This is a genomic window from Anabaena sp. EIM26, from assembly GCF_057568715.1.
The window spans coordinates 1,053,552-1,077,966 of the sequence record NZ_CM172472.1 but is presented as its reverse complement, the minus strand read 5'-3'; the positions used below and the strand labels follow the sequence as shown (position 1 = coordinate 1,077,966).

General features: G+C 38.3%; 20 protein-coding genes and 2 pseudogenes. 7 read left to right on the top strand and 15 right to left on the bottom strand.

The genetic code is table 11. The annotated features are described in order from the left end of the window. Positions 1–82: 82 nt before the first annotated feature. The 4 genes from petJ (AC012T_RS04530) to AC012T_RS04515 all read left to right on the top strand — a co-directional run bounded on the left by petJ (AC012T_RS04530) (position 83) and on the right by AC012T_RS04515 (position 4,486). On the top strand, positions 83–415 hold the full coding sequence (petJ, locus tag AC012T_RS04530) for a cytochrome c6 PetJ (RefSeq protein WP_487063486.1): 333 nt from the start codon (positions 83–85) through the stop codon (positions 413–415). Between the two features lie 477 nt (positions 416–892). After that, positions 893–1,228, top strand: a complete 336-nt coding sequence (gene petJ / locus AC012T_RS04525) for a cytochrome c6 PetJ (protein ID WP_487063484.1) — start codon at positions 893–895, stop codon at positions 1,226–1,228. A gap of 97 nt (positions 1,229–1,325) precedes the next feature. Then, positions 1,326–2,243, top strand: a complete 918-nt coding sequence (locus tag AC012T_RS04520; protein ID WP_487066436.1) for a tetratricopeptide repeat protein — start codon at positions 1,326–1,328, stop codon at positions 2,241–2,243. A gap of 158 nt (positions 2,244–2,401) precedes the next feature. Continuing rightward, positions 2,402–4,486, top strand: coding sequence for a TonB-dependent receptor plug domain-containing protein (locus AC012T_RS04515; protein ID WP_487063482.1), 2,085 nt, complete (start codon positions 2,402–2,404; stop codon positions 4,484–4,486). Positions 4,487–4,754: 268 nt separating this feature from the next. On the opposite strand, the gene AC012T_RS04510 is transcribed toward AC012T_RS04515, so the two are convergent. The 5 genes from AC012T_RS04510 to AC012T_RS04490 all read right to left on the bottom strand — a co-directional run bounded on the left by AC012T_RS04510 (position 4,755) and on the right by AC012T_RS04490 (position 10,489). Beyond that, the gene (locus AC012T_RS04510) at positions 4,755–5,603 is read right to left on the bottom strand and encodes a hypothetical protein (protein ID WP_487063480.1); all 849 of its coding nucleotides are present in this window, start codon (positions 5,601–5,603) and stop codon (positions 4,755–4,757) included. A 612-nt stretch (positions 5,604–6,215) separates the two neighbouring features. After that, on the bottom strand, positions 6,216–6,659 hold the full coding sequence (locus AC012T_RS04505) for a GNAT family N-acetyltransferase (RefSeq protein WP_487063478.1): 444 nt from the start codon (positions 6,657–6,659) through the stop codon (positions 6,216–6,218). A gap of 82 nt (positions 6,660–6,741) precedes the next feature. Then, a complete protein-coding gene (mtnA, locus tag AC012T_RS04500; protein ID WP_487063476.1) occupies positions 6,742–7,782 on the bottom strand; it encodes an S-methyl-5-thioribose-1-phosphate isomerase in 1,041 nt (346 codons plus the stop codon). 302 nt (positions 7,783–8,084) lie between these two features. Then, positions 8,085–10,106 (bottom strand): cation:proton antiporter domain-containing protein, encoded by a 2,022-nt coding sequence (locus tag AC012T_RS04495; protein WP_487063474.1) that lies wholly within the window; start codon positions 10,104–10,106, stop codon positions 8,085–8,087. A gap of 101 nt (positions 10,107–10,207) precedes the next feature. After that, on the bottom strand, positions 10,208–10,489 hold the full coding sequence (locus AC012T_RS04490) for a hypothetical protein (RefSeq protein ID WP_487063472.1): 282 nt from the start codon (positions 10,487–10,489) through the stop codon (positions 10,208–10,210). A 197-nt stretch (positions 10,490–10,686) separates the two neighbouring features. Here AC012T_RS04490 and AC012T_RS04485 point away from each other — a divergent pair, with 197 nt between their 5' ends. The 3 genes from AC012T_RS04485 (at position 10,687) to AC012T_RS04475 (ending at position 14,608) form a co-directional block, all read left to right on the top strand. Next, the gene (locus AC012T_RS04485; protein WP_487063470.1) at positions 10,687–11,970 is read left to right on the top strand and encodes a dicarboxylate/amino acid:cation symporter; all 1,284 of its coding nucleotides are present in this window, start codon (positions 10,687–10,689) and stop codon (positions 11,968–11,970) included. 226 nt (positions 11,971–12,196) lie between these two features. Further along, entirely contained in the window at positions 12,197–13,381 is a 1,185-nt protein-coding gene (locus AC012T_RS04480; RefSeq protein WP_487066434.1) for a class I SAM-dependent methyltransferase, read from the top strand. A gap of 348 nt (positions 13,382–13,729) precedes the next feature. After that, positions 13,730–14,608 carry an NAD(P)-dependent oxidoreductase gene (locus AC012T_RS04475; RefSeq protein ID WP_015212361.1) on the top strand — a complete coding sequence of 293 codons (879 nt, stop codon included), beginning with the start codon at positions 13,730–13,732 and terminating at the stop codon, positions 14,606–14,608. 99 nt (positions 14,609–14,707) lie between these two features. Here the strand turns inward: AC012T_RS04475 and AC012T_RS04470 are convergent, their stop codons facing one another. From AC012T_RS04470 to AC012T_RS04425, 10 genes and pseudogenes are all read right to left on the bottom strand, one after another. After that, the gene (locus tag AC012T_RS04470; RefSeq protein WP_487063468.1) at positions 14,708–15,232 is read right to left on the bottom strand and encodes a single-stranded DNA-binding protein; all 525 of its coding nucleotides are present in this window, start codon (positions 15,230–15,232) and stop codon (positions 14,708–14,710) included. A gap of 253 nt (positions 15,233–15,485) precedes the next feature. Then, a pseudogene (locus AC012T_RS04465) lies at positions 15,486–16,388 on the bottom strand (FAD-dependent oxidoreductase); the annotation flags it as partial. Between the two features lie 138 nt (positions 16,389–16,526). Beyond that, positions 16,527–17,702, bottom strand: a complete 1,176-nt coding sequence (locus AC012T_RS04460; RefSeq protein ID WP_487063466.1) for an ISH3 family transposase — start codon at positions 17,700–17,702, stop codon at positions 16,527–16,529. Positions 17,703–17,885: 183 nt separating this feature from the next. Continuing rightward, a pseudogene (locus tag AC012T_RS04455) lies at positions 17,886–18,224 on the bottom strand (FAD-dependent monooxygenase); the annotation flags it as partial. 281 nt (positions 18,225–18,505) lie between these two features. Beyond that, entirely contained in the window at positions 18,506–18,949 is a 444-nt protein-coding gene (locus AC012T_RS04450; RefSeq protein WP_487063464.1) for an HNH endonuclease, read from the bottom strand. Between the two features lies 1 nt (position 18,950). Then, positions 18,951–19,211, bottom strand: a complete 261-nt coding sequence (locus AC012T_RS04445; RefSeq protein ID WP_487063462.1) for a hypothetical protein — start codon at positions 19,209–19,211, stop codon at positions 18,951–18,953. Between the two features lie 26 nt (positions 19,212–19,237). After that, positions 19,238–22,762, bottom strand: coding sequence for a HEAT repeat domain-containing protein (locus AC012T_RS04440; protein WP_487063461.1), 3,525 nt, complete (start codon positions 22,760–22,762; stop codon positions 19,238–19,240). Positions 22,763–22,942: 180 nt separating this feature from the next. Continuing rightward, complete coding sequence (locus tag AC012T_RS04435) at positions 22,943–23,434, bottom strand: ArsC/Spx/MgsR family protein (RefSeq protein ID WP_487063459.1); 492 nt, start codon at positions 23,432–23,434, stop codon at positions 22,943–22,945. 181 nt (positions 23,435–23,615) lie between these two features. After that, positions 23,616–24,227, bottom strand: coding sequence for a cysteine dioxygenase family protein (locus tag AC012T_RS04430; RefSeq protein WP_487063457.1), 612 nt, complete (start codon positions 24,225–24,227; stop codon positions 23,616–23,618). A 15-nt stretch (positions 24,228–24,242) separates the two neighbouring features. Beyond that, positions 24,243–24,401 (bottom strand): hypothetical protein, encoded by a 159-nt coding sequence (locus AC012T_RS04425; RefSeq protein ID WP_487063455.1) that lies wholly within the window; start codon positions 24,399–24,401, stop codon positions 24,243–24,245. Positions 24,402–24,415: the final 14 nt, after the last annotated feature.

Below are 24,415 nucleotides of genomic sequence, written 5' to 3'. Positions count from 1 at the left end.
TTTTGACTCAGATGATGGTTCGGATGAGAATTATATAAGGATATTGCACCTAATTCAGCAATTGTCGTAGAGAGAACACGAAATGAAAAAGATTATTTCTATATTACTGTTAGGCATTACCATCTTCACCTTTGCCTTCAGTAATCCCGCTTTAGCGGCTGATGCTGCTGCTGGAAAAGCAGTATTTACAGCTAATTGTGCTTCTTGTCATGCGGGTGGCAAAAATTTGGTTAATGCTGCCAAAAGTTTGAAGAAAGATGCTTTGGAAGAGAACGGTATGTACTCAGCAGAGGCTATTATTTCTCAAGTTACAAATGGTAAAGCCGCTATGCCTGCTTTCAAGAGTAGTTTAAAGGCAAACGAAATTGAAGATGTTAGTGCTTATGTAATGGAACAAGCAGAGAAAGGCTGGTAATAAACCAACATCTCGGTTGATTAATTAATACTATGCGGGGCTTTTTGTCCCGCTCATTGTTTTACTCTCACCACAAGCATCACTATGTAATACTTTTACATTTTTTGTATACAAAATAGCTTGAATGGGGGATAAAAATCGCTTGTGATACCGTTTTATTTTAAGTTTGATACACCAGAAATTCCCCTAAACCTCCTTCACAAGGGTGGCTAAGAAAAGTTATAAGTATTAAATTTTTCGTAAAATGGTATGACTGAGAGGATGATGGAATACTGGTTTTATGATTGGTCGTCCTAAATTTTAGTTTATAGAAATTTACATTTATTCTTAAACCCGAAGCTAATCATCAATCAATCTATAATCCTCAAATTTGAGAACCAAGTTTGACAGCCTGTCGTTTGACTAATGCAACTTCCTCAAAAGAGAATTAAAGAAGATATGTCACTTAATAAGTGATTGTTGTAGGGAGAACACAAAATGAAAAAGATTATTTCCGTATTACTGTTAGGTATCACCATATTCACCTTTGCCTTCAGTAGTCCCGCTTTAGCGGCTGATGCTGCTGCTGGAAAAGCAGTGTTTACAGCTAATTGCGCTTCTTGTCATGCGGGTGGTAAAAATTTAGTTAATGCTGCGAAAAGCTTGAAGAAAGCAGATTTGGTAAAGTACAATATGTACTCAGCCGAAGCTATCATTGCTCAAGTTACTAATGGTAAAGCTGCTATGCCTGCTTTCGGTAAGCGTTTGAAAGCTAACCAGATTGAAGATGTAGCCGCCTACGTGCTGGAACAAGCTGATAAAGATTGGAAGTAAGCTAGCTAATTTTTCATAAGTTGATCAACTCATAATTTGCGGGGCTTTTTGTCCCGCTCATTGTTGATGGCTGAAATGATCAAAGGAGATGGTGATGATGAATTTCTGGCGATTAATTTTCAGTGTGATGATTATAGCTTTTTCTTTGATGTTTTTTACTGCTGGTGCCAATTCATTACCTGTTGCTAATAGCGAAATTACAGCTAGTGACTTGTTTAAATTGGGTGTGAATCAGATGCAGCAAGATAATTACCAAGCTGCGATTAAGTATTTGAATTTGGCGATTGAAACGCAAGAAGAGTTTATAGCAGCCTACAAAAATCGCTGTTTGGCATATCTACAGCTACAAGATTACCATCAAGCGATCGCAGATTGCACCCAAGCACTAGACTTAGCACCAGATGACTCAGAGGCTTATCTCAACCGGGGACTAGCACTATACCGACAAGGTAATTATCTTCATGCAATGGCGGATTATAATCAAGCGATCGCACTCAAACCTGATAATTTCCGCGCTCACTACAACCAAGGTATAGCTTTTGCTGGAAAAGGTAATCACTCTGAAGCCATAATTGCTTACAACCGAGCATTAACTCAAATCGATCCCACTACTACCCTATTGCTTGCAGATATATACAACGACAGGGGTTTAGCTTATTTGGAGACGCAAAATTTAGCAGCAGCTATGAACGACTTTAATCTAGCAATTCGTCTCAATGCTGATGATGATAGAGCCTACTTTAACCGGGGTTGTCTTGGTGAACGCAGTGGTAATTACTTGGACGCAATACATGACTTTTCTCAAGTGATTAGGCTGAAACCCGGTCATGCTCTGGCTTATATTAACCGAGGACTAGCGAACTATAACTTAGGATACTACCAAAGAGCGATCGCTGATTTACAACAAGCATCAGCATACTTTGGAAAGCAAGGGCAGAAAATTGCTCACCAAAAAACCCTAGATATGCTGAAGATTGTGCAGCAAGAAATTTCATTCACAGAGGAAATTGCCTAACTCTCTTCTACGGTAATTCATTACCCACCTGGGAAGGAATTGAAAAATCAACTTCCTTCCTCTTAATTTAACTATGACAGCTTGTCTTTTGACACTTTTTATATTAATAAGGTAAATCTCACATAGTGATTGTTTTTACCGGGTGTGAGTTCAGAAATATGAATAAGAGTTTCTTTTTCCTGCCAGTCTCTTTACTGAGTTTCCTGGTAGCACTTCCTGCTGTAGCTAATGATAATAAAACTGATCAAAATATAGTCAATTCTGACATTCAGAATATAAATGAAATTGAATTACCTGCTACTAATGCTCAATTATTAACTCAACAACCTGGATCAAATGAAGTTGAACAAGAACCTGAAATAGAAGCAGATCCAACTCCCACAAATGATGCAGATATCTCCATAGAAGTAGTTGGAGAAAAAGATGCTTTACCTACATCTACCCCAACTTATGTAATTGAGAAAGAAGAAATTCAAAAACAGGGAGCTACTAGCGTCGCTGATGTTTTAAAAAGAATGCCTGGTTTTGCTATCAATGATGTCGGGCATGGAGCAGATATTCACACAGGTACATACTACCGGGGCGCATCAATTAATCAATCTGTATTTCTGATTAATGGTAGACCAATTAACACTAATATCAATACTTATCATGGAGGAACTGATTTAAATAGCATTCCTATAGAATCTATTGAAAAAGTCGAATTATATAGCGGTGCTGCTTCCTCTTTGTATGGTTCATCAGCTTTTGGGGGAATTGTCAATATCATCACCAAAGCAGGTTATAGTCAGGCAAAATTAACTGGTAGTGTAGAATTTGGCTCATTAAATTTAAACAACCAACAAATAACTTATGCTGGTTCTACTAATAAAGTAAAATACAATTTTAGCTTTGAAAGATACTTTATAGATAACCGTTACCGTGTTCCTATTGGTGCAGCAAACCGTGACTCTGAAGGATTTTTATCAAATGCTGATACTGCAACTAGTAGCTATTTTGGCAGCATTGGTTTAGATTTAGACTCTAAAAATTCTTTGAACTTAGATGTAACTGCACTTAGTAGTCGTCGGGGTTTAATTTATTTTGGATTCCCTTTACAAAAAGATAGATTAGATCATGATGGTTTGAATATTGGATTATCTTGGAAAACTCGACTTGGTAAGAATAACGACTCAAATCTGACAACTACAATCGGTTATAACCAAGATTACTTTAGTACCTATGGCCCAACAGGAGCAACATTTTATCGCACAGGAGTTTTAGATACCCAACAAATTACAGCCAGAGTTGATCATGATTGGAAACTTAGCCCTAATAATCAATTACGTTGGGGTATAGATTTAAAAAATACTGATTTAAATGGTGATGTTTTCAGCACAGCCCCAAATCGTATTAATCAGAATGAAACCGAAAATAGAAATCTCTTTCATACAGCCTTATTTGCTGTAAATACTTGGCAAATTAGTGATGCTTTGTTAGTTGATTTAGGGCTAAGACAAAGCTTTGACGGACAATTTGGTAGTTATCTTAATCCCAGTGCTGGCTTACGTTATGTCATTAATCCAGTAGTTGCAGTTCGTGGCAGTTGGGCAGGGGCGCAACGCAATCCTGGGTTAGATCAATTATATGTTTATGATACGGTACATGGTTGGGACCCCAACCCGGATTTAAAACCAGAAACTGGTTCTACCTGGACTGCGGGAGTGGATATTAATTTATCTAGTAATTTGCTGGCACAGTTTACATATTTTGGCAGCAGTTTAGATAATCGCTTAGGAGTCATTAGTGGCAGGTGGGAAAATATTGGCTTAGTAGATACCAATGGTTTAGAAGCTGCTTTGCAATTAAAAATTGCTCGTGAGTGGTCTACTTTTGTCAATTACACTTATACAGATGCCGAAATTAAAACAGGAACAGATAAAGGGTTACAATTAGGTTTAATTCCTTACTCTTTGCTGCAAACTGGAATTGGTTACCAAAAAGATGGATGGCAAGCTAATTTGTATTTGACTTACAATAGTGGTACTCGTCGTTCTGTTTTTACTAATACTGCTGCTGGTGATAAAAACACAGATTTCTCTCCATCTTTTGTGAATTTAGATTTGAGTGGACGCATTCCTGTGAGTAAAAATTTAGGAGTGACTGTTTACTTAGAAAATTTACTCGGTGAACAATATGAACGTGTTAATCGCATTTATAGTCCTGGGTTTACTTTTCGTTTGGGTTTAACTGCAAATATATAATAGGACTTACGCAATTGGCATATTAGTAGGGTGCGTCAGACCTCATAAATCCTGAAAATAAACAGATATTTGATATCTGACGCACCATAAAACGGGTTTTGATATTTTAATCGCTTATTTCTTGCACCTTATCCAACTTTTTCAGCCTGAAACTGTTGATATATCTAGGTTAGGGATAATGGTGTGTTACGCTGCGCTAACCCACCCTACGAATTGGGGATTTTTTTATGAGGATGTTAGATTGAGGCTACAGAGGAACGGCGCATCCTTATTTCAGTTCTGTGGCTTTGAGAATTTCGCTATTACCTTTCTTAACAATTAGAGTAGAAGCAGCATTTCCATCTTCTGTAATCGGTTGTTCTAATATGTAAATATAATCTCCATTTTTCCAACCTGTAACACATTTTCCATCCCGACAAGAAATTTTACCACCTGTTAATTCAATACATTTACCTTTAGTGTCACATCCTTTATAACTAATATTGCCTGTATTATTAATTCCTGTCCAAGAGTCATGATTGCTTGTTGTAATTGTCCATTCACCATTACTAATAGTATGTGATTTACTATTTACAAGTGGATATTTTTCTTTTGATATTTCTCCATTTGCAATCTCATTTCCTATACTGATAGTTTCAGATGTAGTATTTTTAGATTTAGATTTAGATGATTTTTCTTTGACAACCTCCATTTTGGTAATTATAGATTCTTTGCGAGTTTTGCCACAGGGTTCAGCACTTTCACAATCACTCAATGATTCTATTGTGTAAGTAGCACGGACTTTGTTATTTAAGAATTTTGCTTCTTCTGCACAAATTTCAAAACTTGCGCCAACTTGGTGTTCAATGCCTTTTTCATCTACTAATGTGGCATAACATAGTAAATCACCATTGACTAATTCTTTGACTGTAGCAATTTGTGGTTGTTGAGTTTTATTGGTGCTATGGCTAACGCTTTGAGTGGTTGATTTTGTTTCAGCTTGATTATCTGTTTTTAGTTGAGATTGTGCAGTAGTATTAGTTGATGTTTCTGTGGTTGTATTAGTTGGTGAATTACTACAACTAACTAGAGAGATACAGGAAATAATTAAGGATATTGTAGGAATTAATTTTCTCATGGATATTTTTTACTATTTTCTAAAAGCTAGATTCACTTATTTAACAAAATGCGATATAGCAATCCTAAATGAGATGTGAACATCTCTTCCTTGTGTTCCTCTGCGAACTCTGCGTCTCTGCGGTATGGCTATAGCTTGCGTGACGACGTAGGAGTCATACGCCACGCTACGCGAACGTTAAAAAAAATCCGTTCATAATTCAAATAGGATTGCTATATTACTGTTTGTATTATATAGCGATCCTATTTGAGTTGAGAACTGATTGGTATGGGCAGGGAACAAGTATTTTGCTCAGGACTTAGAGCATGTTTGAAAAGTTTAGGGACGTATAATTTGTCATTCTGTTCGCGTTCACGTAGTGTGCCGTAGGCATAGCGTGGCGTTAGCCATGTGGAGTCTTACGCAACGAAGAATCTGGAGTTTAGCCCACATACTGAGATGCTACGTTCCTCAGCATGACATGGAAGGAGACTTTTCAAACAACCTCTTACGCAACTAGCACATTGGTAAGGTGCGTCAGATATCAACAATCTGTTTATTTGCAAGATTTATGCAGTCTGACGCACCCTACAACAGATTTTTAGTGTGATACTTGCGTAAGTCCTATTGCTATTACTGCAACCGTAAAGCGTAATGGTAAAAGTCTTCGTTTTTAATATAATCTCGCGTTTCGTAAAGTTTTTGCGCGGTTGTATTAGCAATTTGAGTAGCTAAAATTATGCGAATTGCTCCATTCTTTTTTGCGTATTCTTCTGCTGCATTCATTAGTAACTTTGCAATTCCCCTGCGACGATATGACTCTTCGACATATAAATCGTTCAATATCCATATTCGTTTCATTGACACTGAAGAAAAACTGGGATAAAGCTGAGTAAATCCAACTAATTCCCCATTGTCATTAGCTGCAAATACTACCGAGTCATGATTCTGGAAACGTTCTTTGAGGAATTCCTTGGCATCTTTAAGGTTTGATACTTGATTGTAAAAAATACGATAGCGATCAAATAGTAATGCAATACTTTCAAGATGATCAATATTAGCCAAAAAAACTTCCATTGAATGTCCTCATCGCTTCCATACAGTTTACATTTATAGCCCAGATTCCACGATTAATAAACGTCCAGCAATGATTGAATATTTACTGACATATAGTCTGAAGCTTGACTAACTCATCAGGTGCAAAGACACCTTTTTCTGTAATAATTGCTGTGATTAATTCTGCGGGTGTGACATCAAAGGCAGGATTATAAAATTCGACTCCTGAAGGTGTGAGAATAGTATCACCAATTTGATAGATTTCGGCTGGGTGACGTTCTTCTATGGGAATTTGGCTACCATTGGCTAAGATAAAATCAATGGTTGAAAGAGGTGCGGCAACGAAGAAGGGAATATGATGTTTTTGAGCTACTATAGCTAAACTGTAAGTCCCGATTTTATTAGCAGTGTCACCATTAGCGGCAATTCTATCAGCACCGACAACTACAGCATCAATTAAACCTTGTTTCATGCAATGGGCGGCCATGTTGTCAGTAATCACTGTTACGGGAATTCCTTCTTGCACACATTCCCAAGCGGTGAGTTTTGCACCTTGTAAACGGGGACGGGTTTCATCTGCAAATACCCGTGTTAGTCGTCCTTCTCTCCAAGCGGAACGCACTACACCTAATGCGGTACCATAACCGGCAGTTGCTAAAGCTCCGGCGTTACAGTGAGTAAGTATAATTAGCTTGTCTGGAGTTTTGGGTAAAGCTGCTAAACCGTGATCACCGATCGCTTGACAGGTTTGGATATCTTCGGTATTGATAGTTTGGGCAGTTTCTAGGAGAGTTTGTTTAATTTCGACGACTGTGCCTATAGTTTCATAGGCAGTTTGCATCATTCTCCCAATTGCCCAAAATAAGTTGACTGCGGTGGGACGGGTAGAACGTAATAATTGGGCGACTTTTTCTAATTGTTGCAAAAATTCGGTGCGATCGCTTGTTTCAATTTCCCTGGCACCCAAATACATCCCATAAGCCGCAGCTACACCTATCGCTGGCGCACCCCTCACAATCATAGTTCTAATCGCCTCAGCCATATCTTCACTACGGTGAATTTCCACCACAGCATACTCATTTGGTAAGCGGGTTTGGTCGATTAGTAATACTGAGTTATTTTTCCAAACAACGGGATAAAGCATAATTTAAAAGAGTTCGGAGTTAGGAGTTCGGAGTTAGGAGTTCGGAGTTAGGAGTTAGGAGTTCGGAGTCAGGAGTCAGGAGTCAGGAGTTAGGAGTTCGGAGTTAGGAGTCAGGAGTCAGGAGTCAGGAGTCAGGAGTCAGGAGTTAGGAGTTAGGAGTTCGGAGTCAGGAGTCAGGAGTTAGGAGTTAGGAGTTCGGAGTCAGGAGTCAGGAGTCAGGAGTCAGGAGTCAGGAGGAAGAATGAAAAAGGAGTCAGGAGGAATAATAATAAATTTCCCTTATTCCCAGTCCCCAATCTCTACTACTGCGGTAAGTAGGCAATTATCATAGCAACTTTAGGGTGATTGTGGGCGATCGCTTCAGGGATATGACCAAGTAGTGAAAATAACTGTGTTTTCTGGGCTACAGAACCATTTAACAACAATAAATCATTTGTTTTCAGTAACCGTGACACTTCTTTAACAAAATTACCCCTGACTTTTTGAATTGGTGTATCCGCTGGTAGTCCGGCATCAGTAAAATCAATATCTACTCCTTTTGTGGAGACGACTTCCAATAGTTGTAACGATGCTTTGAGTTCTACGGCCAAATTTTGGGCTAATTTGATACTTTCCCTAAAGGAACTAGCATTGGCTTGTTGGCTGGTGAAAGCCAGGAATACTCTTGATGTATGTTCAATAGGTAAGGGAAAGCGAGTTACCAAAACAGGTATAGAACTGCGTTGCACGATTTTATCAATTACGCCGCCAAATAAGTTTTCTTGATAGGTAGAGTAGCCTTTCCAACCGCAAACTATCACACTGGCTTGTTTTTCTACTGCTACCCGTGCAATGCCTTTGTCAATTGATTCATCAATTCTACCAATGGGCGTAACATTTGTAACTGATGCGTGAGCAATCATTTCTGCGGTGGAAAGTAACTGATTTTGTCTGGCTTTAGCATCTGGAGAAATTGGTTCACCTTCCTCGATGATGATATGTAGAGGTAGAAGTGTACCTGCGGCTGATTTAGCTAAGAGGATTGCTAACTTTAATAAGTTATCTTCAGTATTTGGGTTAGCAACAGGAACTAAAACGCGATCGCCTAAACTCCCACCTATCTGCTTTTGGGGAGTAACATTTTGTGTCCTCATTTTTTGTCCCCACTTTGCTGTCACCCAAGGGGAAGCAATGCAGGTAACTAAAATCATAGCGATCGTACCATTCACCGTTAATTGATCAACCAATTTGATGTTGTAAGCAACAGTAATTGCTGCCAGAGTAGAAGCTGCTTGGGCTACAGATAGCCCAAACATAACCATAATATTGTCGAAGTTGTATCCAAATAATTTACCCGCACCCCACGCAGGGATATATTTAGCGACTATAGCCACTGTCACCATGACACCGGAGACAATGAGCGATTTTGGTTCTTGAATCAAAATCCCTGGATTCACCAACATTCCTACAGAAATCAGGAAAAATGGCACAAACAGAGTGTTACCAATAAATTGAATCCGATTCATCAAGGGACTAAGTTGGGGAATCAATTGGGTAATGGCAACTCCTGCCAAAAAAGCACCAATAATCGGCTCGATTTTGACTACTTCTGCCCCGTAAGAAACCACAAACAGGGTAGCAAGAACGAAGGTAAACTCTGCACCTTCATCATGTCCAAACTTGCGAAAAAACCATTTTCCTAAACGGGGAACACCCCAGAGTGTTAGGAAAGTATAGATGATCAGCGAAGGGATGAGAAATAACCAAAACTGTAAAGTTAAATTCCCTTGATGCGCCCTCACTACCACAGCTAATACTAACAATGCCAAAACATTAGTGATGAGAGTACCACCGAGGGTAGCAGTTAAAACGGGCGATCGCATAATTCCCAGTTTACCTACCACAGGTAAAGCCAACAGAGTATGGGAAGCAAAACAAGAAGCAACCAGAATGGCAGGCAAAAAACCGTAACCTATTGCCAACATTGCCCCTGTTCCCAAAACCATAGGTACAGCAAAGGTGGCTAATCCAAAGATTAATGCCTTATCGGCGTTATATTTCATGTCATCGAGGCTGGTTTCCAAACCTGCCATAAACATGAGAAACAACAACCCTACTGTACCTAAAAGGACAATAGTGTTATCTCGTGCCAAAAGTCCCAAACCATTAGGCCCAACAATCACCCCCGCTAATATTAACCCCACAATCCCCGGTAGCCGCATTTTTTCAAACAGCAGCGGGGCAATGAGCATAATGCCCAAAATCGTCAAAAATACTGGTACTGGCTCTTTAATGGGCGTAGCTACCATCGCAGGAAACAAAAGAGCGAACGCGTCTATGTTCATAGATATTTGTCAGCTAGTACGTCGGCACTCCACTAAAGTATCTAGTCCTTGCTCAAAAGACAAATGCCTATGGTAACTATTTTTAGATATATTTCGGATAATTAAGCAAATTCTTCCTTTAAAGACTCTACTAAGACTGGTAAATATTTTGTGGCTTTACCCTCAAGCGCAGTAAACCCAGCTAAAACTTCATTTTGGGTAATGCAAACCACATCAAAATTATTTGCTAGTTCTGCGATCGCAAAATGTGCTGCATTAGGTTGGCATTCTTGCATTTGTGCAAATCTTTGGGCGTAAAAATCTAACACCATTTTTTGATTTTGCATCCAACCTAAAGGTGTTGCTACATCTTCTATTTTATATCCTTCCCCTAGCCCTTTCAAGGTGGTGAAATTTGGAACGAAGGTTGGTTGTTTAAACCTTCAAAAAACCCAATTGAAAAAAGATGTAAAGGTTGGGGTTGATAGTAAACATTTGTAAACCATCAGATAAATTCTGGGATTTGAACAGAGAAATAAATGGAGAAGTGCGTAAAAAAACGTTTGTCAAATCCAACAACTTTATTTGCAGGAAACCAAGCATGGGTCAAATAGTACAGAAAAAACACCTTTCTGCGTGGAAGCGCATTCCATTAGCATTGCAGATTGCTCTTGCAATTATCTTGGCAGTACTTATAGGAAATTTACTAAGTACACAAGCCGCAAATAATACAGCGATTATCAGTAACTTAGCAATTCCCTGTAACTTAATACTCAAGGCGCTGCGGGCTTTAGCAACACCACTAATTATGTTAGCTGTACTTCATGCCTTTCTCACTGCTGATATTCCAGGTAGATCCGGTCGTCGTCTGACAGTGCTGTTACTGACCAATACAACTGTCGCCATTGTCATTGGTCTCCTTGTCGCTAACATTCTGCAACCAGGTTCATGGGGTCGCATTTCTCCTCCATCTGGAACAGAAGCAGCTGGGAAAACCCTTGATCCTTGGGGATTAGTTCAGGACATCATCCCAGATTCTATTCTGAAACCACTGGTTGATAACAATGTTATTCAACTAATTTTTATTTCTTTAGCTTTTGGTATAGTTCTACGTGCCTTGAAAGCACAGCAAATAGAGGAAGGCAAAACATATTACCAGGCAATAGAGGGAGTAATTACAATATTATTTGAGGCTGTGATCCGCATTCTGCACTGGGTTATTACTTTAGTGCCATTAGCGGTCTTTGGTATAGTTGCCAAAACCGTTGCTCTCCAAGGATTTGCGCCGTTTAAATCTCTGGGCGCATTCATTATTGCCGTGCTATTGGCTTTGAGTTTGCAAGCCTCTTATTACTTACTGCGGGTGAAATTTGGTTCTTGGGTAACTCCTCAAAATTTCTTAGCTGGGGGTTCAGAAGCTTTGTTAACAGCCTTTTCCACTGCTTCCTCAACAGCAACCACACCAATCACTTTTGAGGCGTTGCTATACAAAATTGGTTTACGGGAATCTTCAGCTTCTCTAGGGGCGCTAGTTGGCAGTAACTTTAATAATGATGGAACTGCCCTCTATGAAGCAATGTCAGCATTATTTATTGCTCAAGTATTGGGTTTACATCTTTCTCTACCACAACAGTTGATAGTTGTCGTCACAGCTATTTTTGCTTCCGTTGGTGCAGCGGGTATACCAGAAGCTGGTTTAGTGACAATGACTCTTGTCTTTACTTCTGTCGGTCTGCCTACTGAATATATAGCCTTGCTGGTGACAGTTGATTGGTTTTTAGATCGCTGTCGCACTGCTATAAATGTCATGGGCGATATGACTGTTAGCTGTCTACTTGATGGTAAGAAGCGTCTAATTACCGAAATAGTGCTGAGTACCGAGTAATGAGTGAGATCCCTACTTAGAACTCAGCACAAATAGGTATAAAGCCCCTGAATTCATTCATGGAAGAAGGAAAAATATTTATTTTGAAATGCAAAGCACGAGAAATAATGCTTCCTTGTTTCAATCCCCTAACTTTAGTTATGCAGTTACTCAGTACTTGGTACTCGGTACTTCTGAAGAATATCGACTCTTAAGTTTTTATACCCAATCTCTCAGCAAAAATTCTATGGATTCTCATCCCGCACTGTGTACAGCTATCGCTAAACGCATTAAAACTAGTCCTCAACAGCGCATTACTTTTGCCGAATATATGGATATGGCGCTATATCACCCAGAATATGGCTACTATGCCAGTGATGCAGTTAATATTGGGTTTCGGGGCGGTGATTTTTTCACATCTTCTAGTTTAGGGAGTGATTTTGGCGAATTACTGGCTGTGCAGTTTTGCCAAATGTGGGAAATTTTAGGGCAACCGATGCCTTTTCATTTGGTAGAAATGGGAGCAGGTAAAGGTGTTTTAGCATCCCATATTCTGAATTACATACAATTAAACTATCCAGATTTATTTGCGACGCTGAAATACATCATTGTGGAAAAGTCGCCAAGTTTAAGGCAAGAACAGCAGCAAAGGTTACAGGAGTTCTCTGTGCAATGGTTCAATTTAGAAGAAATAGCTGCTAACTCCATTACAGGCTGCTTTTTTGCTAATGAATTAGTTGATGCCTTTCCCGTACATCAGTTCGCTATAGAAGCGGGGGAATTGCGGGAAATTTATGTAACTGTTGAGGATGATGGAGAGAATACGCCTGTTTTTCCTAAATTTATTGAGGTTTTAGGGGAATTATCTACACCGCAGTTAGCAGCATATTTTGATTTGGTGGGGATTGAGTTAAATCCCAATATTTATGCAGATGGCTATCGGAGTGAAATTAATTTAGCTGCTCTTGATTGGTTGAGTATAGTGGCAGACTGCTTGCAGCGAGGGTATGTGCTAAATATTGATTATGGCTATCCTGCCAACCGTTACTATAACCCCAGGCGATCGCAAGGAACTCTACAGTGCTACTACCATCATCGTCATCATGATAACCCTTATATCAATGTTGGGCGACAAGATATCACCGCTCATGTTGATTTTACAGCTTTGGAATCTTGGGGCAACAAGTGCGGTTTAAATCTAGTTGGTTGGACACAGCAAGGTTTATTTTTGATGGCATTAGGTTTAGGTGAAAGAATTGCAGCCCTTTCTTATCAACAGCAACCAATATCACAAATGCTCAACCGTCGGGAAGCATTACACCAACTTATTGAGCCAACGGGAATGGGCAACTTTGGGGTTCTAGTACAAAGCAAGGGGCTAACAGAAACAGAAACTTTGCGATCGCTTCAAGGATTAACCATACCAGAGTAGAGGGAAAGGTAAAATTCAAAGGTTAAAACTCTATTCAATAATCCTGTATCAGTCTTTTTTCGACTAGCATAACAGTGATTACTCCAAAGTTAACAACCTGAGAAAAGTAATAATTATGACGGCTCACGACCTACTTGTATTAGCAACACTACTTACTCCCGGCATCTTACTTTCAGTTATCATCATGGCTACTTTTGCCGCAGGTGGCTGATTTTTGGTGATTGGTGTTGGCGGTAGCCTGCCGTTAGGCATATGGGGAAAAGGTGATTGGTGAATAGAAAAACTACTACCCATTACCCATTACCCATTACCTTGTTTACCCTACAATTTACCAAAGGAAAGTGAAACATGAAGGTGGCATTTCTGGGAACTGGATTGATGGGACTACCGATGGCTCAAAGGTTATTAGCTGCAAATGTAGAGCTAATTGCCTATAACCGCACCCCAGAAAAATTAGCACCATTACAAGCCGCAGGGGCAGAAATTGCGACCAAACCACGTCAAGCAATTCGCTCTGCTGATTGTATAGTTCTCATGCTATCTAATGCCGCAGCTATTTATCATGTCTTGCTCACAGATACTTCTTGGCACACTTTATCAGGACGTAGCGTCATCCAAATGGGGACACTTACTCCTCCAGAAAGCCAAGAAATCAGAGATGCAGTTGTTGCGGCAGGTGGTGAATATATCGAAGCGCCAGTACTCGGTAGCATCCCAGAAGCAGAAACTGGTAAATTAATTGTCATGGTTGGTGGCGAACAAGAACAATATCAACGCCATCTCAAGTTACTGCAAATTTTTGGTACAGATCCTGTATACATAGGCCCTGTGGGATCTGCATCATCTCTAACTCTGGCACTCAATCAATTAATTGCTTCGCTTACTACTAGCTTTGCACTCAGTTTAGCTTTTGTGCAGATGCAAGGTATTGATGTAGATTTATTTATGCGAATCCTGCGCGATAGTAAACTTTATGCCCCTACCTTTGATCAAAACTTGAAACGGATGTTGGATGGTAATTACACAAAAGCCAACTTACCCACCAAACAATTGATCAAAGAAATAGATTTATTTATCACTGAAGCTAAATCCCTGGGTTTGAATCTCAGCAGTATTGAGGGTGTAAGACAAATTTTGCAATCAGCAATGAGTATGTCCTATCCAGAAGATGATTACTCATCAGTTTTCCCTGCTATTCGTGAATGGGGTGAAGCCAGCGGGGAATAGAGGCAAGGGGGCAGGGAGATGAGGGAGATGTATCAACTCCTGCCTCCTGTCTCTTGCCTTCTGCCTCCTGCCTCCTGCCTTCTGCCTCCTGCCTCCTGACTAAAATGGGATGTCATCTGGATCAGGTTCTGGTGCTGATACAGGCTGATAGGATGGAGGCTGAAAATTTGCTGGTTGATAGGTGGGTTCAGGGATTGTTACCTGGGGAGTGACGGCGACATTAGTTGTAACTGGAATTGGTGCTGGACGAGTGGATTCATAAGACTCTGGAGGACGCTGTGCTGTTTGCGCCATTGTGGTTGCTGGTGGACTCGAATTCATCTCTTTGCCAATGCCATGAATTTTTTGGACTGTCAACTCAGCACGTTTTTCTTTGAAACCTTCGGGACGATCAAAGGTATTCATTCCTAAGCGTCCTTCAATAATAACGCGATCGCCTTCTTTGTAAGTTTGATGAATTTCTTTGGCCAAATTACCCCACCCAACTACTTTCAAAGGATGCGAAGGATCATCAGGCCGCACTCCAGGCACATGAACGATCATTTCTGTCACTTCCAACCCGTCTGGTGTGTGCCTCAGTTGGGGAGTGTCATAAATTTCTGCCATTAAAATACAACTGTTCATATATTGCTCCTTATAAGTCAATCTTTACAATATTTAGGATAACGCCTGAGTGCCGCGATCTATTTCATAATTCCTCTTCCCAATACCTATTACCAGCCCAAACAAATATCATAAGTATTCTAGCGAACATTAAGATATAGAAAGTCAAGCGGAGAAGGTGAAACAACTATGACTATAGATGTTCACGAACAACGCCTGACTAGAACGAGCATTTAATTCTGCATTGAGTAGTACAACTATACCATTAAAAACATTAAATTTGTACATGAACAGGAAAAATACCCAAAGCAATTAATCGGGCTGGCAGGTCACGTAAGATAGGTAAACGTAGCAAAAGAGGCGGCTGAAAAATTTGATTCTCATTGAGAATGGGGGCAAATATTCGTTTTTGAATAAATGTCTGAAATGCCTGAATGATACGCGTAGGTAACTCCCGACGCTGCTGTACTTTTGCTAAATCGCTGATTTGTACATGATGTTGCTGGAGTGGTTGACTGAGTATGTTTGCAGTTACCACAGCATCTTGAATTGCATAATTTATACCAACTCCACCAACTGGGGACATGATATGGGCTGCATCACCGATAAGTAGCAATCCAGGACGATACCAACGCTGAAGGCGACTAGATTCCACACAGAGAAAGGCTATTTGTGACCAATCTTGTAAAAGTTCCAGGCGATTCTTTAATTCTGGTACTACCTCAACAATAGAATTTTTTAACACTTCCAAACCAGCAGCACGCAGTTTTTGATAACCACCTTTGGGGATGACATAACCAAGTTGCCATTCTTCACCCCGATCTAGCATAACTACAATGTGACCAGCACCAAAGCGTCCCATTCCCCCGCTAAATTCTTCTGAGTGACGAGGTAGCCGAAACCAAAGGACATCCATTGGTGGTGAAGTTTCGATAGATTCAAAATCAGCTAATTGTCTGAGACGTGAATGACGACCATCTGCACCTACTGTCAGTGTAGCTTGGACTTCGTGCCAACCACAATGTCCACGATAACGCACACCTTGGATTACACCATTTTCTTCAATTACTTCATGGACATTTGCACCCATCACTAATTGAAAATTGGGATATTTTTGTGCCTCTTGGGTGATAAACTCCAAAAATTTCACCTGGGGAAGCATCATGATATAACAGTAAACCAAAAAGTTTTTTTCCTAAGAGCAAAAGCTAAAAAAATAGTGGTTTTTAATACTTAATGATACACAATCCTTTAATCAGCAAACATAGTACAGATAATTTTTACTTATAATTTATTGATTAATAATTTCTTGATGTTAACCTGATGGAATGTAGATGCCTTGGACTACTTGATATTTACGCTCAACAGCCTGAGATAAAAAGGCTAACATTTGTTTGAGTACGAAAAGCGTGCGATAAATTAATCGACTACCTTTCCTCTTACGACTAATTTTGCACCACAGGATATTCACCCAAATATTAACTAAAAGAAAGGATATACCAACGAATAATAATCTCAAAGCAGGCTTTTTATTATTCGTTTTTATACGACAGATATTTTTCAACCGATAGCTAGTTTCGATTCCAAATCTTTTTCGATAATCTTGATAGATATAATCTAAATTCGTTTTAATTTTATGCACAACATAAGCCAAATATTTTACCCCATGCTTATTATGTTTTCCCTTTCTATATTTACAGATAATCCATAAATCAAAAGTAACTGAATCGTCTTTATCTCTTGTGATAGTATGGGTGGTTTTATAACTTTTTTTACCCTTCAAAAATTGCTTGATTCCTCCTTGTTTTCCCGTTTTAATAGCAGGCATCATAAATGGTATATCTAATGCTTGCAACCATCGGATTACAGGAGTGTTAAAAAATCCCCTATCTAGATAGAGTTTTTTAACATTTATGTTAAGAGAGTCAAGTTCTGCCAATAAATAAGTAATTATTGCAACACTAGTATCTAATCGTCGAACACCTCTCACTGCAAGAGTTACACGCTTATTTTTGCTAATAACATATAAGGTTGCATAGGCGTAAAATGAATGAGTACCAGATTTTGCTTGACTTCGATATATGTAAGGTAATTCCTCATCCGTTGGTTTACCATAATAGCAAATTAAATTTAAATCAATCGCTATTTTTAAGCACCCTTTTTTTAATCCTAAAGGAATTCGACTTTTCAACGCTTGATTTATTTGCGCCTCTAATTCCTCAAAATTGTTGATTTTATTGAGATGATATCTAATATCATTAGCTGTGGGAACATTCTTTAATATTTTAGCTGTATTCTCAATACTATCTCCACTGCTTGCTGCTTTTATGAGGATCTCAAATAAAGTTTTTTGGTCACATATCCCTTGTGTTTCAATCGAAAAATTTTCTACTAAACATTCAATAACCTCATCCAGAGTTTCTGAGTCTGTTAAAATTGGTTCTTCTGTAAACTCGTTCCCCTTGGCTTTTTTTAGAGATGAAATAGTCAATTTTTTTAGATAAAATACAATTTATTACTTTGATTATTTCACATTTTGACCCACTGCAAAATATGATAATTATTTTTTATACAAAGAGTATTACATAATACTCTCTTGCTATACGTATTTATTCGTGATACCTGCTGCATCCCTAGTGGATCGCTCTCTTTGAAAAACTTTTTGGTTTACTGTATAAGGGTAGCGAGTATTGAGGTGACTAAAATCTGCTAAAGTTATAGTCTCTTGGGAAGTTTGGATATTAAGACGGTGCATTTTCGTGTGAGGTAATTGCAAAATGCGATCGCTCAAACCCAACTCTTCCATAATCTGCATTACCGATGGGTGAATAGTATCACCACGAAAATCCCGGTCAAAATCTTTATGTGCTTCCAGCAGCATCACCGAAATACCCTGACGTGCTAGTAACAAAGACAAAACAGCCCCCGCAGGGCCACCACCGACAATGCAACAATCTGTGGTTTGTACGTCTAAAATCTCATGTTCCTGAGTAACATCCTGATTTACAGACATAAAAACTCCTCCCGATTATGCCTCTTTTGTGTCTGCTATATATTGCTATTTTATTGGTAGCTGGTGTTTTGACATTGAAATTCTCAAAAAGCGTTTCCCTGCTAGTACTGCCACAATGAAGGCAAATACAGCACCATGCTTTTTTTGATATATACTCAAAACGGTTTAAAATGTCATTCTGAACGAAGTGAAGAATCTCTGAGATACTTCCCTGCACTACGTTACGTATGGCTAACGCCACAGTATGACATAAGTTCAGATTTCACCCGTTTTCAGTATATCTACTTGCTAATTCTTCCTTTTGCTGATGTTGGTGGATACTTACCAACTTCTATTAATAATTGTCTTTCTATAATCCGTTCATCGTTATTAAAATCGAGAATACGCACTGTTACTTCACCAATATCTGTTAATGGTTGAATTACAGCTTCATCGAGTTGAAAGTGATCACCCCAGAAGTCTCTACGGGGGTTAAAAAATCTCACTAATTCACCATTTCGCCAATTAATTGAACCTAAATCTGTACCTTTTTGTAAGTTACAGAAAACACAAGCATAACAAAGATTATCATCTGTGCTTGCACCACCATGTTTAACGCTAATTATATGATCAACTTGACAACCGGATGATCTATCTACTGCTGAAATCAGACAATATTCACAAATATTATCAGCGCGTTCAACAACTAAACGCCGCAAATCTACATTAATGTAAGTACGAGACATCTTATTTATCCTCGGTGTTCATATATTTATAAGCTTTGGCTTTAGCTAAAGTCATAATGTGTTCTAGAGTCAAAAAATGGTCTAACTCCTGCTTTTCTTCTTTTGTTAACTCATTATTTTTAGCACCGTCAACTAAATCCTCTAAACGGTTTTGTGCTGTTTCGGAAAGGTGAAAATTAATCACACTTTGAGGAGTAGTACCAGCAGCAATAAAATCTACAATTTCGTCGTAGACTTTGATAGTTTTGACAGATGTATTCATAGCGGTATCCTTTTTTTTATATTTTATCAGTTTAATTTTGCTAATTCTTTCTTTGCAAATTCCCGCACTTGCTCATCTGGGTCATTTTCTGCTCTGTCGTGCAACAGTGGTAAAGTTTTGGGATGGTTGGGATATGGCTTAATAATTATTTTCAGTGCAAGTAGTCTAGGGTTATCTTCTCGTTCTTCTTTACGTTCAAATGGATCATTTTTAGCACAGTTGTAGAACAAATCAAATAACTCAGGGTTAGTTTTAAAGTATTTGGCTAATTCTCGAACTGCTGTATATCTCACATTCCCTTCATCATCAGAGGTAGCAAGTTGTTTGAGGAGGGGTAAGGTTTCTGGGTCATCTTTGAAATTATGTGCTAACATTATTACTACCGAATTTCTGGCATTTTTATGATTATAAGAAGTAGCAAATCTTTTGAGGATTGGTAATATATCGGGGTCATCTTTGTAGTGATTTATTAATGTCCGTAAAGATGTATATCTCACATTTTCATGATTATCAGAGGTAGCAATTTTTTTGAGCAATAGTAAGGTATCGGGATCATCTTTGAAAGATTCAGCTAATCCTTCTATGGCTGAAATTCGCACATTTTCAATATCATCAGAAGTAGCAAGATTTTTGAGCAATGGTAAGGTATCGGGATCATCTTTAAAACTCTGTGCTAATGCTGCAACTCCTGCACGTCGTATATCCTCATCATTAGAAGTTGTTAGTTGTTTGAGGAATAAGAGAGTTTCAGGATTATCTTGATAGTTTTCTCCTAGTGCTGTTAATGCTGCAAATTTTGCAAACCAATGATCCTGAGATGTAGCAAGTTGTTTTAAAAATAGCATAGTTTCAGGATTATCTTTAAAATTACGTGCTAATTCTTGCATGGCGGGATATCTCACATTTAAACTCTGATGATAAATACTAATTTGCTTAAGGATGGTTAATGTCTCAGAGTTATATTTATAGTTTTCTACTAATGCGTCTAATACGGCAAGTTGCACCCCCCAATGATAATTAATATTATCGTTATAGGTAATAAGCTGTTTAAGAATTGTGAAAGTGTCAGGCATATCTTTATAGTTGGCCACTAAAGCTTTTACTGCTGCACGCTGCACCTTCCTATCCTCAATGGAAGTAGAAAGTTGTTTGAGAAGTTGTTTGAGAATGATTAATGTATCGAGGTTTTTTTTAAAATTCTCTGCTAATGCTTTTACTGCTGCACTTCGCAAATCAGTATTATCACCAAAAATAGCGCACTGTTTAAGCCAGGATAGAGTATTTGGATCATCTTGGCAAAGAGTCACTATTTTTGTAACTGCGTGGGTACGAATTTGTTTAACTAGACTAGCTTCTTCTTCATAATTATCATAATAGTAAATAATGTCATATCTAGTTAAATCTTTCAACTTCTCAATTAGTCTATTAGCAGTTGACTCTATTAATTGAATATTTCTTACCTCTTCAAATAACTCGGATGCTAAAAAGACATTAGTAAATTTTTCCTCCTCTCCATCTTGCATGATTAAATAATCAATAATTTCCCCAGCAAATTTTGGTTCAATCATTCCTGCAATCAAGCGTAATACTTCATGCCAAGATTCATCTTGCCAATGTTTACCAAAAAGCTCTGTTTTCAATTGCTCAATAGATAAAACTTGAGTTTCTTTAAATTGCCACACAAACTCCCATGCACAAAAATATTCCAAAAATGTACGATGGACAAAAGCATAATAATCTGCACCAACAAAACACAGGATAAAATTGCGAGTACGTAATTGATTAATCATCACTCGCGCAGCTTCTCTGGGTTTATCAACAATGGTTTTGAGATAATCGGTCAAAATCCTTTCTAAATCAGATGCACTTATTAAATTACCAGTTAATCCCTTTTCATTTGCTTGCATACTGTAGGCAACTTGCCTTAACATTGCCTGTTTATCTTTATAATCAATGGTTTTGGGATCTAGACGTGAATCTTCAATTAATGCTCGTTCTACATCCCATTGATGTAGCAATACCCGCGATGCTTGATGATAAAGTTCTGGTCTATCCCTAGGTAATTCTTGGTTACGATTTAAAATCGCCATCATTGTTAACAGTAGAGGATTTCCTGCTAATTCTTTGATAGATTTTGAATTTGTAACTGCTCCTTGTAGACGTTCTTTTTTTCTTAACTTATCAGCTTCATTATTAAAATTTAATTCATGCCAACGATTGATAAAATTTTGAATTTGTTCTGCGTCTAAATCTTGTAGCATGAAGTGATGAAATGCAGCATCTCTTAACCGTTGAGTTTTGTAGCCAATCACGCGAGAAGTCACAATCACCCGGACTTGAGGATATTTATTTGTAAAGCGATGAATATCTGTAATTACATCTTCTCGTTTTCCTGGATCAAAGACTTCATCTAAACCATCAAACATTGCTAAAGCATTACCAGCTAAAAGTTGTTCATGCAATTTATGTTGATTGAGATGATGAATTGAACCACTACATTTATGAAAAAATTCGATAAAATCAACGCATTCCTTATCTTCTCGTCGCCGCATATAAGTACGTAATTCAATCAACAAGGGAATCGGTTGAGAAATTACATTATCAATTGGCGATTCTGCCCAATTTAATGCTAAAAATTGCAGTAATGTAGATTTACCAGAACCTGGATCACCTAAAATTACTACATATTTATAATTTTGCTTGTCGTTAATAATATCTAAAACTGGTCTAGTTGCTTGTTCAAAATAACTTTGTTTGTAGCGTTCTAACTCCTGTATGGCAACTTCTGCTTCTAGCTGATTACTTTCGCGGAGTCGATTCCGATGTTCTTTAGGCAATTCGTAAATTTGTGGTAAAACTTGGTGAACTTCCCGCACATTTTGGGCGATAAACATTCGCCATAATTTAAGTTCGTTATAAGCATAACCTGTTGTATCTAAACTCTCTAATTTAAGATTGCCATAAGTTTCTTTGATTGCCTCTTGATATCCCAATAAATCAAAATCTGGGATAATACCTGCAAGTTCTTGGGTGTTTTTTTCAATTTTTTCAATATTCTGTGAGTCAAGTATATCTCTTAAATCTTTTGAATCAAAAATAATTTCTTGAACATTGATTAAATACTGGTTCGTGATGGCATCCCAGTTAAAATTATTTGGTAGAGATTTTAATTGTAGAGTGTTCCAAGTATTTTTAAGAGTTGTTGCATCAAGGGAATCGCAATCAATAGCAAAAGCTTTCCCTAAAATTGATTTAACCGATTTATCGCTGATAAATTTCTTGACTTCTTGAATATATGGTTTAATTTCATTTTCAGGAAGTTTACAACGGATTTTTAACTGCTGCTGTACCAGTTGTAAAAATTCTTTAATCGCTTTACCTGCTGCTACCTGACGAGGATCTTTTTCCCTTAGCAGAACGTGTTTGAGGGAATCTTTGAAAAAGTCTTTAGCAAAATCTTTTGCTCCTTCCTTTGCTAAATCTTGCAGAATTGGAGCAACCAGCACCCCAACACCTTGAGAAACTCCCCAAATAAGCAACCAGTCCAACATAATACTCGTATCTATTTGTGTTTAATTACGAGTATATACATTTGAACTGGGTATTTTTGCAGATTTAGGTGAATTGCTCTATATTTATCGAAAAAAGTAACCGCGACTTCGACAGAATTGATTTGATCTATTTAACCTTCTCCATACCTCTCCCCACAACGGAGAGAGGCTTTTTAATATCTAATGCTGGTGTTGTTCTTGACCGTGATTTTTACAACCACCCTTACCGTGATGGTGTTCGTGATCATGACCGTGAGAGCAGCCTTGGAGGTTTTGCTGCATCAGTTTTTCGCTCATTTCCTTCAAAGAGTCATCGACAGGTTTTAAACCTATCCATGCGTCAATTTTCTCGACATCAAAACCTACTTCACGTCTATTTCCTACTTCAATTAAAGGACGACGAATTAATAAAGGATCTCTGAGCATCATGACCAAAGCAGTATCAGCGTCAATGCTTTCAGGAATCACCTCTCCTGATTTTACTTTAGGTGCGGACTTATTAAACCATTCACTTACAGAGCGATCGCCAAAAAAAGACCGCAACCTGTCTGCTGTCCAAGGTTCCGTTAATAAACTGTATGTCACTACTTCATGACCTGCGGCTGTCAGCAAAACTTTTTGCTTTGTACCACCTTTACAGCCTGGTTTTTCATAGAAAATTACTCTGGCCATGGATATATCTCCTATAAGGTTTTGATTCGATTTCTGGACAGGAAATAATTAACGCAGATAAACGCAGATCAAAGATGATTAATTCTCTTTATAGGTAAATATTCTGGATTTTTTACCTATTACTATTTAGTTGCTATCTATTTATCACAATAATCATTTATTTCTGTTTTTGCCACTACATTTAAAATTTTTTAGCCCTGTGGTGAATTGTATCAAATTCAAATCTCTCTTTAGGGTCGGTTTCTCCATAGATATTAAATGTAACCGTAGGTTGTTCACCAACAGCTTGTACCTGATGAATTGTATCAGGAGCAAAACTAATAATATCACCTGGGAATAAATTTATTTCTCCAGTTGTTTCAATTTTATCTGGAAACTCCGGGTTAGAACTACGCCGCCAAAATGTATTGTTTTCTGAACCTTTTAGCACCGCTACCACTCCCCAAGTTCCATGATTATGAATATTGGAAATTGTCCCCGGTGCAAATGTTACTGTTTGTACAGTTAAAGGAAAACCCAATTCATCGTATAACAGTAAAACAGAGGTTCCTGTTTTGGAGTCAGGTGCTAAAAATTGACTTTGTACCCAATAGGAATTGACAATTAATCGCCTTACCAGCATCCGAATTTCAGGAAGACAAGTTGATTCGTCTTCAACATTATTGAGAACGTCTTCTATCTCAGTCAGAAACCGATACAGGCGATAATTGTCACGCAATAAATCCCATGTTCTCGCTGATTTACAAGCTTGATGCTGTCCATCTCCAGCGACAAACCAATCCTTACCTTGCATAATTTATATACTCAATTATGAATATTTTGGTAAGAAAATCATGGGAGGATTAGCTTGAGGCATCACAGTTATAGGAGTCACAGGAGATGCAGGGAGGGGAGGTAGGAGAAGATTATTATTATTAGCAGGTGTGAGAGATTGATAAGGGGATGAGGTGGATAACCAATTGTTCATGATTTTTGATTGTT

Excerpts from the sequence above, each read along its gene's own strand:
- petJ (WP_487063486.1), top strand. The coding sequence starts at position 83 with ATGAAAAAGATTATTTCTATATTACTGTTAGGCATTACCATCTTCACC.
- petJ (WP_487063484.1), top strand. The coding sequence starts at position 893 with ATGAAAAAGATTATTTCCGTATTACTGTTAGGTATCACCATATTCACC.
- AC012T_RS04520 (WP_487066436.1), top strand. The coding sequence starts at position 1,326 with ATGAATTTCTGGCGATTAATTTTCAGTGTGATGATTATAGCTTTTTCT.
- AC012T_RS04515 (WP_487063482.1), top strand. The coding sequence starts at position 2,402 with ATGAATAAGAGTTTCTTTTTCCTGCCAGTCTCTTTACTGAGTTTCCTG.
- AC012T_RS04510 (WP_487063480.1), bottom strand. The coding sequence starts at position 5,603 with ATGAGAAAATTAATTCCTACAATATCCTTAATTATTTCCTGTATCTCT.
- AC012T_RS04505 (WP_487063478.1), bottom strand. The coding sequence starts at position 6,659 with ATGGAAGTTTTTTTGGCTAATATTGATCATCTTGAAAGTATTGCATTA.
- mtnA (WP_487063476.1), bottom strand. The coding sequence starts at position 7,782 with ATGCTTTATCCCGTTGTTTGGAAAAATAACTCAGTATTACTAATCGAC.
- AC012T_RS04495 (WP_487063474.1), bottom strand. The coding sequence starts at position 10,106 with ATGAACATAGACGCGTTCGCTCTTTTGTTTCCTGCGATGGTAGCTACG.
- AC012T_RS04485 (WP_487063470.1), top strand. The coding sequence starts at position 10,687 with ATGGGTCAAATAGTACAGAAAAAACACCTTTCTGCGTGGAAGCGCATT.
- AC012T_RS04480 (WP_487066434.1), top strand. The coding sequence starts at position 12,197 with ATGGATTCTCATCCCGCACTGTGTACAGCTATCGCTAAACGCATTAAA.
- AC012T_RS04475 (WP_015212361.1), top strand. The coding sequence starts at position 13,730 with ATGAAGGTGGCATTTCTGGGAACTGGATTGATGGGACTACCGATGGCT.
- AC012T_RS04470 (WP_487063468.1), bottom strand. The coding sequence starts at position 15,232 with ATGAACAGTTGTATTTTAATGGCAGAAATTTATGACACTCCCCAACTG.
- AC012T_RS04450 (WP_487063464.1), bottom strand. The coding sequence starts at position 18,949 with ATGTCTCGTACTTACATTAATGTAGATTTGCGGCGTTTAGTTGTTGAA.
- AC012T_RS04445 (WP_487063462.1), bottom strand. The coding sequence starts at position 19,211 with ATGAATACATCTGTCAAAACTATCAAAGTCTACGACGAAATTGTAGAT.
- AC012T_RS04440 (WP_487063461.1), bottom strand. The coding sequence starts at position 22,762 with ATGTTGGACTGGTTGCTTATTTGGGGAGTTTCTCAAGGTGTTGGGGTG.
- AC012T_RS04435 (WP_487063459.1), bottom strand. The coding sequence starts at position 23,434 with ATGGCCAGAGTAATTTTCTATGAAAAACCAGGCTGTAAAGGTGGTACA.
- AC012T_RS04430 (WP_487063457.1), bottom strand. The coding sequence starts at position 24,227 with ATGCAAGGTAAGGATTGGTTTGTCGCTGGAGATGGACAGCATCAAGCT.
- AC012T_RS04425 (WP_487063455.1), bottom strand. The coding sequence starts at position 24,401 with ATGAACAATTGGTTATCCACCTCATCCCCTTATCAATCTCTCACACCT.